This is a genomic window from Phycisphaeraceae bacterium (genome assembly GCA_040222855.1).
Classification (GTDB): Bacteria; Planctomycetota; Phycisphaerae; order Phycisphaerales; family Phycisphaeraceae; genus Mucisphaera.
Genome location: JAVKCD010000005.1, coordinates 1 through 9,905, shown reverse-complemented (window position 1 = coordinate 9,905; position 9,905 = coordinate 1). Strand labels below are relative to the sequence as shown.

Genomic DNA, 9,905 nt, shown 5'->3' with positions numbered 1-9,905 from the left:
CAATCGGCCACCGAGTGGCTCTGGTTCTACAATCACGAACGACCGAACATGGCGCTCGGCGGCATCACCCCCATGCAGCGGCTGGCCGCCGCTGCATAGCTCCACTTTTGGCCTCCGTTAAAAACGGGGTGATTACCGATGGAGTTGGGTGATGTCGAAGAGGTGCTCACGTACCGAGTGGGTTCTCGACTTGTCATTGAGCCAAAGCGCCCCAGCTGGAGCGCATTGATGGATGCTCCGGATGTTGGTGACTACTTTTTGTCCGAGCGCCCGGGGATTGGTATTGACCTGATTCGGAGTGCTGATGATGCGCTACATGCTGGACACCGGTACCAGCAGTTGCAGCATCCGTAATGCGCCGATGTCGTTAATCCAGCTGCTGGAACGGGCTGCTTTCTCGGGCCACGAAATCTTCGTGTCTGTCGTCACCTATGCAGAACTCTCATGCAAGGCGTAGTCGCCAGGCCAGAGAGCCTTAGCGCGTGCAACGGTTTCAGGCGTTCCTGGCGCCGCTGCATGCCGTGCTTCCTGGGGGCGTTACACCGCCGACGCGGGACACCTAACGGGTCGCAAGACACGATGATCGCTGCACATGCGCTCAGTGCTGGGCGGTCGTGTTGACGAATAACGTCAGGCGTTTCTGCTTCCGCGTAGTCGAGCTGCACGTTGAACTAGGTCGATCATGTTTCTTGATGCCGGTACGCCCTAGCCCCTGAACCTACACTCCACTCTGGATGCCCTTGCATAAAAGGGTGACCTGCCTACCTTTCCACGATGTTCGAGCATGAGCGCGAGGTTGAGCGCTACAACCCGGTGATCGAGGATACCCAATCGATCGATCAGGGCGATGCCAACGTGACTGCCGTAGGGCATTTCGCGCCTTATCGGACCCATTATCTTCGGGCGCGCAATCAGCAGGAAACTCGCATTGACGGGGGCGTTGCCATCGCGCAGGACCTACAGGAGCTAGCGACCTTTGTGAATGTCAAATAAGGGATGGCGAGACGATCAACCAGGCGGCAGCATCGCCTTCCATGGGGCAGTCCTCGAGCGGAACAACAAAACAGCCGCGCGAAACCCGTACATGAACATCCTGGTTGACGGAGATCTGATTGGTGGCCACAACCACATCAGCGGAAAGCGCATCCAGGAGTTTGCGCGCCAGCTGATTCTGATCAACACTCAGAGCGGAGACGATGCCCAGAAGGAAAAGATCCAGTCCCTCATCAAGGCGAAGGCCCAACGCTGACGGGCGCTATCCAGCACACACGGGCGTGAATACACCCGTTCAGAGGCTCACGCAGTCTCAGCGCACTTAGCTCTATACCAATCGCCTTGATGCGTCAATTGCACTTGCGCAGTGTCTCGGCTCGGCTTCATAGCATTGGCCGAGAGGCTGATCGACTTGAGAGCCTAGGATGTTCCTCTGCCTTGCGGCTGCTACTGGGGCTGGTTCATCGGATGGCCGTGGGGGGCTCCGCCCTATTAGCTGTCCGCCACCTGTCGTTGTGGGCCCGCGGAATTAAAATGGCCCCTGAATACTCGGTGCATTGTGTCCGCTTTTCAGGGGCGGGGGTACTCCATCTGTAAGCGCGAGCCGAGGCTCAGGCGGCACAGGTTCTGCGCCGTTTCTCGGTTTCCTCGATAGCGTCGCCAGCGACCAGTTCATCTCTCACTTCCATAAGAAGCGTGCCGAGCATGTTCTTGCCAGCGCCGTTAACTTCGCCCCACAGCCTGTTGACCTCGTTGTCGACCATGGCGGATTCAACCAGTCTTGCGGAGCCTGTCGCGAGCAGCAGCTCACGCAGGTCCTCGTGTTGGGCGAATTTGGCGCGTAGCACGCGCTTCATTCGGTCGAACTTGTTCTTGGACCAGCCTGGCGCAATATCCCAATAGTAGAGTCCGTGAGCAGCCATCGCCAGCAAGGCAGGTGTCGGCGCGGCCATTAACCAATCCCTAACGGCTTGCTTGCGCGCTTTTCCTGCCTGATAGGCATGCTCAGCGGTAGGAAATACCTCCCCTTCGAACTCAACTTCTCGCCTGTACAGGTTGCTGAAGGCACCGTAGGGCCGCTCGTTTGCTCGGTAAAAGCGAATCTCGTCCATGTCGGCGATTGCTAATTGGCGTAGGATAAGAGTAAACTATTTTTAATAGAGTGACAAATGTGACTAGACGTGGCCAAAGTAGGTCGTCCCTCAGCACCAGAAAGTGAAGCTGCCGCCAGGATGCAAGCTGTAGCAAGGCGTCTGATGGATGAGAATGGGATAACTAACAGTGCTTTAACTAAGGCGACCGGCCGCTCCGCCAGCGCCGTAGGTGCAGCTCTGAACAGTGAGCCGCCGCGAGAGACGCCAACTCTAGTAGAGATTTTTAATTATTTGACGTGCAGGAAAAAGTCTACGGAGGTCGCCCGGCACTTAATCTCGGAGCGCGTCGCGCAACAGCCGTTGACAGCCCGTCAACTAGCTGCGGCCCTCAGAGATTTGGCGGACTTGTTGGCGCCGTAGGAGCACGGTGATTGAGTCACGCTCCGGTGCACACCACGCAAGACTCAATGGCTTCTACCGGTTCCACGAGGGCATGACTATCGACCGCGGATACTAATGATCGATCGCCGGATAGGTGACGAAGCGCCTCGCGCGCGCCTGCTTCGTAAAGAGCACCCCGAGCACCCGCGAACCTGCAACTCCACGACGCGAGCTTTTGTGCTGCAAGCACTTCTCGGTCGACCTCTTGCGGGCTTATACCTTGTCGGTGAGCGCTCATGAGTTCAAACATGCCCATCAGTAAACCTGCAGTCATCCAGTCGCCGGCTCCGCAGGTATCAACCACATTTGCGGCAGGGCTAGCGGGAAGCGTGCGCCAGTCTTCGACTGAGATGTCGCGCCAGCGCCATGCCGCGCCTTTAGCCCCTTCTGTCCTCACGACCAATGAATCGGACCCATCGGTTAACCAGGGCATTTTCTTCTCCCTGTCTGACGAATACTTAACTATATCTGCGGTGGCTAGCATCTCGGCCGACCAAGGCTGATCCGCAGGATCCGAGGGCTCATAAACGACCACGGTTCCACGTTCTCGCGCAGCGAAAGCTGCTTCAACCACTCCTGGAAATAAGCGATCTACGAAGAAGACGTCCCGGCCTTGCAATAAGGAGGCAAGCTCCGGGAGGGGGGATGTGCTTCGCCGGAAAGTAGGGAACCCATGCCCACAGGTCGGACAACTGAATGAGAAACGGTGCGATTCACCGCGTTGCAAATGTTCGACGACGACGGGGAAATCTTGATCGTACAACTCATGATAAACCGCCCCACAGCGTTCGAAGTCACCAACCGCCAAGTTGGAAACTAACGACCCACGCCTTGGGCCTGCGATCGTCGTTCCCCACCCAAGCGCCCCTAGAATGGCTGCAACATTGCCTGCAGTTCCCCCCGCGCGGTAACGAGAGCCCCGAGCGGCCCCATCAACATGCAATACGTCGAGCGCGACAAACCCGGTGACGAGGGCGCTTCTCGGCGTACCGATGGCTACATGCTCAAGTGTCATTTGACGCTCCTGACCTGTGTAGAGGATACACCTCCCCAAGGAGCCAAACATGAACAAGTCGCGTCGAGTCCAATTCTCCAGAGCATGGCTCTTGACTTGGAACGAAGCGACGCGCCTCGACGTAAGCCACCGGCAGGTCGAACTCCAGTGCAGCCATCAAGGCCCCGATTGCCTGCGCTTTGGACCCTATTGGTGACAAGACCGTTGCTGACAAACGCCCCGCTCGGTCGTACACATCCTTGCGCGTGACATGCACGCGAGCGATGGTTCTATAAAGATCAAGCGGGTCGTGTTCTGCAGCAAAGAGCATCTGATGCAAGTCCACACCCCATTCGTCGGTGAGCTCACCACTGAAGTCCTCAAGCAGTTGCTCAACCTGGCGCGGCTCATGGCAGGGAAAAGGAAAAATTGGGCAGACTTCTCTAGGCTCTAATTCCTTGTAAAGGTTAGAAAAGGCACGTTTCTTTGCCGAAGTGAGCTGTGGCAACCAAAGCCGAACAGTGTCGTCCGCTTCCGACCGGTCGCCCTTAAAACCTTTAGGGTGCTGATAACGTTCTGCAAACTCCGCAATCTCGGCGAATTGCCCAGATTGCGGTGAAGCAGCTGCAACAACATGCAGATTGATTCTGTCCTGTTGGTCAAGCTTCTCAAAAAGCAGCCCCACTATTGGAAAGCTCACGCCAATTGAAAGGGCTGATATGTCAACAATGACGTCGGTAAATTCGTTTAGTTGAGAATCCGAGAGGCAGTCCCGGATCTTCAGGCAAACACTTTGCCCGCCGACAACGGCGTGTTCCTCATCGAATATGTGCACAGAGATAACATCGGAGGTTGGATATAGGCGTCCAAGCACCTCTGCGTTATCGTCGCCGCGCCTCACCAGTTCGTAATCGGGGTTCGGACGCTCTTCTCTTATAAAGATTCCTCGGCGTGAAACCCCGTTCTTCGCAACTATACTTGGCAATTGCGATGACCGCGGATCAAAGCCAGCTCCCGCGATGTAAAGGACGTTCCTGGTCCCATCGGACAATAATGAATCCAGGAATTCGGGGACTTCTTCGCCGAGGTGTGCCAGTCCTTCTTCCCAGCGGCAACTATTCATTACTCCGCCTCGTCGATCATGGCAATCAGTTCGTTCACCTTTAGCGGAATGAATCCGCCTCGACTGGTCGTCAATCCATGGGCCGCTATCGCAGGACCGCAGAGTTCGAGTAATGTCCAGATCTTGCCCTTGGCTCTTCTCCCAGGTGTCAGTACAAGAGCGTTGTACCCACACGCAAAGCGCAATACCTCGCGGAATCGGGGTTCTTCAAGCACGGCGCCGAATTTCTCTTGGTCAATTCCTATTGCGTGCGCACCACCGCCAAGCGGCGCTGAGTCTTCCAAGCTACGATCAACGCACCGTCGTGCAATTCGATCCACGAGTCGACGCACCTCGACCGCATAAGGGAAGCTCCATTCGCTAAGAATTCGCTCGGATTCGCGTCGGAGCGCTTCGTGTTGGTCATTGACGCTCAGTGCCGTGGACCCGCGGCGGTCATACGCGATCAACGAAGCCTCAAGTAATCGAATAATCTGCCAGGCAAGTTGGAGGGCTGTTTCAGCGTTCTCGCTGCCGAGATCTGCTAGCGTATCAAGGCCCCCTAGGTAGGAAAGGCCGGCCCGGTGCCACGCGTGAACTTGTGCTCCGGCGAGAATACCGGGATCAGCGGCAACTTGTACCTCTTCCGCTAGTTCAGGCTGTGAACTCTCGTCGAACAACGACCTCTGGGGGGTGCGTTTGAACTGGCGGTGCAAGAGAATTGTTGCCATCGGGGGAAGTAGTCCGTTCGAGCTGTACTGCGGCTTCTCTCGCAGATACTCTCTGACGCCATCGACGATTTGCTTTACTTGTGCGGGGGGTAGCTCCAATTGCGAAATCGCGCTTTCCATACGCTTGTTCAGCTTTTCGAGCTGCTTATCCGTCGGCTCGCTCCGCTCCTCTAAGTTGGGAATGGTGATGCCCAACCTTGTCAGGTTCGGCATTTGCGCAATATTGCGGGATACCAACTCAGCTACTGCTTTCCGAAACCGCTTACGAACGGCGCCTCTCGCCTCATCGTAAGACTGGGTCATTCGAATATCGAGAACGGACCGGCTCCTTTGCAGGCCACTTGTAGGATTAGGTCTTGTTTCGTCCCCCCAGGCGATTACACCTTCAGCATCTAATGCTTCCATTCGTTGTAGAACCCAACGCCCAATAACGACTTCTCGACTGGATAGGTGGTTCAAGAGGGCGTCGTGTTGCTCGCGACTAATGGAGTGGGCGTCATCCATCATCAACAGTGGTAGGACCTGCCCGTGATTATCTGGGAGCTCGAAACGAGAAATGGCCACCAAAGGAAGGAACGAAGATCGTATAGATTCGAGTAGCTCCTCCTCGTTAGGCGGAACAAAACGCGTCGTCAGTTGAAAAAGGCGTGACTCGACGAATTCCGCACGTTCAACGATGCTTTGAAAGTTGCTACCGCCGATTGAATCAAGTCGGGCACTACCCTCGCTGGTCGGTACGACGCGAATAGAATTGAGGCTTAATCCAGCATCTTGGAAGCCACGTCGCCACGACAGAACTGCACGGGCACCGAGAAGACTAAGTAGAAGGGTATCTGCCGTTTCCTGGCGATATCCCAATAGCGCTAGGTCTCGGTAGTCACGCTCAAGCGAAACTCGCGCACCGCAAACAGAAACACGTTCGTGCGATATAAATCCTCGCTCAGACGCGAGTTGGAGCAGCTCTTCATGTTGCTTGTCCGGACTACGGCGTTGTTTATCGAGAAGTCGAGAAAGTGTCGCGAACTGGAAGAAGCGAGAAAGCGTGGTCTTACCCGTACCCGGGGGGGCGCTAAACACTACTACCCTTGTTAACAGGTCCTCAGGGTCCTTGTACTCGTCGAGAGTCATGCGGAACAGTGAGGGTGTCAACGTCGCCAGGAATTCGAACTCGTTGCCCTGATATTCGCTGGCGCGATGTTTAAATGGATTTGGCAAGGCTGTTACTCGTGGCGTTGCCGACGGCGAAATAACGGGCGCATCTGATGGCTTCCGTTCTTGCCCGCAGACTCCGCCCACAGCATCGCAAGGGAGTTGTTGGGTGTGTTGTGGTCCAACACCAAAGGCAAGCCGCAAGCCGCATAGCCCATACCTAAGTGGTCAACACCCCCCTTGCGAGTGGCTGGCGTCTCAATCGCGTTGTCGTAGTAGTCATCTGTAAGCGGGATTACCTCTTCGTCCAGCGGGCAACCCTCTTGCACTGGAAGGCGCTCTGAAAATTTATGCCCGTAAGTCACCTCGTAGTCACTAAACCGGGGCAAGCATTCATCCGCGCAGGCCATAAACTCTTGAATGCTATCCTGTAAGTGCTTACACGCTTTATCCGTAATCATCAAGTGATGCACGATGAGTCTCCAATTATCTGCCTGTATTGGGTCCTCATTGAATCCAAGCGACTCTAAAAACCGGGGCAGCTTGCCCTTCCAGTCCGCGCCTTCATCGGATCCTTCGTTCCGCAGAAATGACGTCCCAGAAGCTGAAAAGTCGTCCACTAGGTAAATGCAGTCGAAAGTGGGCTCGATGTCCGCCCCGAGGTGCTGTAGGTCGCGCGTCAGATCCTTCTTCAGATCAGCCCATTTGCGCTTGTCCAGCTGGGCGCCCATGACAACTTGTTCATTCGAGATACGGCCCCCCACGTTGGCGTGACGGAACGAGTCAAGACGTGCGCCATCGCTAAGCCCCAGAAACAGAGTTCTACGTCTCGCAATCCTCACCTGCTTCATGAGCTCGCCACTCTTATGGACTTTCCATGGTGGGATTTGCGCTTTATTGGCAACTGCCTTCAGTAGTCTGGGGTAGACCGTCCGGGGATACATCGCTTGGATCAACCGTTCTCGTTCAAGCGCGCTGACGTAGACCAAGCGGTGGCGAGCGAACTTGTATGCCGCCTCTCTATCTTCCTCGCTGAACTGCAGCAACCAGCCCACGAGGCTTTCAAGAAATCGCGCACCCGCGAGGAAGTCACGGTAACCATCGTATTTGACGGCTGAGATCAGTTTCCACCACCGCATCTCGTCAACCGCTTTATCAAGCTGCCAGTCCATCACTTTCGCTAACAGTTCGAGTGCCACTTCGTTATTCACTGAGTTCACCTCGATATGCGAACGGTCGCCCAGGTCCTCCATCGAATAGGCGGAGTTGGGCAAGTGTTGAGGCGAGTTGCCTCCGAGGAAACCCCGCTAGGTTCCAGCAGCGGTCGGGAGTGAAGGAGCAACGGTCGGCGGAAAGGGAAAGAGGGTTTCCTAGCAATTCAGTGTCGTTGCCTGGCCATCGACCTTGGTCGCCGATGCATACGATGTTCTCGACGGTGCAGCCGAGCTGTTGGGCGATAGCATCTACCACGGCAGTCTTCGAAACATCGGATAACACGATATCGACCGAATGCGACGATTTCCAAACCTTAACCATTTGATTGTCAATCAAGCTGGCCAAGACGGCGGAAACTTCCATCCAACCTTGTTCGACACTTCGTCCGTCATAGAACGTGACCGAACACTGTTTCTCGTACGTCCGGATCGATGCCCTTCGGCCTGAAGGCGCGATATCCTCTATCCGTCGGCGAACGTTCATAATTTGCTCGCTCGCTTCCTTTTCCAGGAAAGAAGTATCGTCAAGGCGCCTTATCAACGAACCGTTGTAGTACCCAATGGTCACTTTAGCCCAAAGATGCTTGGGAAGTGCCGCCCGCAGGGCTTCGCCACAGGAATCGCCCCGGCCCGTCGCAATTCCGACTGTTTGGCCGGCATTGAGTACGCGGATCAACTCTTCGACGATGGGCGCGGCGAGGGGCTCGAATCTTCGAGTTGTGTCGATCAGCGTGCCGTCATAATCGAAAATGAGAGCTCGGACGCTTGCCCCTCTCAGCCTCTCTTCGAAACCACGCAAATGTAGCTTCCATTGCTCATAGGCGTCGCGTTCTAGCAGCGCGTCGGTCGGGGCCATGCCTAGCTTGGCGGCAATAATGCGCTGTTCACGATCGTATGAGGCCGCCCGCTCCTGATAGGGCATCCGAAGGTTGTACAGGGACTCCCCAAACTTCGGTACGCCGGGACGGCCAGGGTCACGGCGTATATGTGCACCCAGCGCTCCAGCGGCGTAGAGGGAGAAGGCGATCGCGCTTAGCATCCTGGTATCAGAGTCACCTGGAATCGTAACTACGGTCGCCGGACTGCCAGTGCCGATCAATTCGGCGCACTTGTTAGCAAAACCGGTGTATTCCTCTGAAACCAGGAAGTAGGCGCACGCATTGCGGCCATGAGCCGCGAACCAATAATGACGGCCATGGCCCAGGTTTCGCAGGTCAGTGGCCCAGATAGAAGCGAGCGCCGCTTCCTCGGCCCTCATGGTTAAATCCCGGGCCCCGACCAATGTGCTTGGATCTCCAATCAACACGAGGTTGCTGCACGGTTTGAATTGTTCCGTAACCGCGTTGCGTGCCCAGGTGATCATCGCTTGCGCATCCGGGGCCTCGACCCCTCTCTCCGCGCTGGAGAACACGGCACGGAAGGCTCTCACCAAGAGCAAACAAGTCCCCCAAAGGCTATTGGTTGCAAGAAAACCGTCTTTCCCGCATGTCAACTCAAGAGTGATCACGCGCCCCGACTCGTGCTGTTCGACAAGGTCGGACAACTTCGACTGCCGGCTAGCAACGATTGCAGTGACAGAGTGAGCGCCAGATAAGAAAGCATGACGTGCGGCATCGAGGATGTCGTGGTTTTCGCCGCCAGCACTAATGAGCCACACGTTCGAATTTGCAAGCGCCTCGAGAGCTCGGAACTCAAGCGGAGACATCGCTCGGGCCAGATTTCCTACTGCTGCCATATGAAGGTCAGCAGCCAAGCTGGCCGAAGTTGTAGATCCACCGGAGGCGACAACGATGAGGCCGCGACTAGCGCCGTCCGCGATGACCCTCTGGAGTGGTGAGAGGTCCATGGCGAAGACCTCTGAGGTTGTCGTGTAAAGCGCAGCTAGTTCGTGTTCGTACGGCCTGCCCACTATGTCTCCCGAATTATGTACCGGCTAAGACCGAGCACCCATGCGTTCTTAGCAGAGCGTCCCGCTGCTTATTCGTGGCGCTGTTGAGGCTGCCTTCCTGCAGTCTATCGAGCGGTGGAGGCGAGCCTCAATAGCGAGGTTGTGTCCGTCAAGTTGTGCAAAAAGCTTTTGGCGGTCATGGCTTCGAATTGATCAGGCGGCGGCCTTCAGCGCGAGCTTTTTCTGTTCGCGCAGCAGGTCCATGTTGATGTAGCGGTTGTCCTCCAGCCAGGCCTCGT

At 56.0% G+C, this 9,905-nt stretch carries 8 protein-coding genes; 2 read left to right on the top strand and 6 right to left on the bottom strand.

Going from position 1 to position 9,905, the window contains the following annotated elements; all coding sequences use genetic code 11:
* Window positions 1-304: 304 nt before the first annotated feature.
* Window positions 305-457 (top strand): hypothetical protein, encoded by a 153-nt coding sequence (locus tag RIG82_03240; protein ID MEQ9459955.1) that lies wholly within the window; start codon window positions 305-307, stop codon window positions 455-457.
* 317 nt (window positions 458-774) lie between these two features.
* Window positions 775-993, top strand: coding sequence for a hypothetical protein (locus RIG82_03235; GenBank protein ID MEQ9459954.1), 219 nt, complete (start codon window positions 775-777; stop codon window positions 991-993).
* Here RIG82_03235 and RIG82_03230 read toward each other — a convergent pair.
* The 6 genes from RIG82_03230 to RIG82_03205 form a co-directional block, all read right to left on the bottom strand.
* Entirely contained in the window at window positions 986-1,243 is a 258-nt protein-coding gene (locus RIG82_03230; protein MEQ9459953.1) for a hypothetical protein, read from the bottom strand. The two genes, RIG82_03235 and RIG82_03230, sit on opposite strands and share 8 nt — an antisense overlap.
* 361 nt (window positions 1,244-1,604) lie before the next feature.
* The gene (locus RIG82_03225) at window positions 1,605-2,105 is read right to left on the bottom strand and encodes an NADAR family protein (GenBank protein ID MEQ9459952.1); all 501 of its coding nucleotides are present in this window, start codon (window positions 2,103-2,105) and stop codon (window positions 1,605-1,607) included.
* Between the two features lie 1,427 nt (window positions 2,106-3,532).
* A complete protein-coding gene (locus RIG82_03220; protein MEQ9459951.1) occupies window positions 3,533-4,645 on the bottom strand; it encodes a hypothetical protein in 1,113 nt (370 codons plus the stop codon).
* On the bottom strand, window positions 4,645-6,570 hold the full coding sequence (locus tag RIG82_03215) for a hypothetical protein (GenBank protein MEQ9459950.1): 1,926 nt from the start codon (window positions 6,568-6,570) through the stop codon (window positions 4,645-4,647). Before RIG82_03215 ends, RIG82_03220 begins: the two co-directional genes overlap by 1 nt.
* A gap of 5 nt (window positions 6,571-6,575) precedes the next feature.
* The gene (locus RIG82_03210) at window positions 6,576-7,778 is read right to left on the bottom strand and encodes a hypothetical protein (GenBank protein MEQ9459949.1); all 1,203 of its coding nucleotides are present in this window, start codon (window positions 7,776-7,778) and stop codon (window positions 6,576-6,578) included.
* On the bottom strand, window positions 7,708-9,564 hold the full coding sequence (locus RIG82_03205) for a hypothetical protein (GenBank protein MEQ9459948.1): 1,857 nt from the start codon (window positions 9,562-9,564) through the stop codon (window positions 7,708-7,710). The genes RIG82_03210 and RIG82_03205 overlap by 71 nt, the downstream gene beginning before the upstream one ends.
* Window positions 9,565-9,905: the final 341 nt, after the last annotated feature.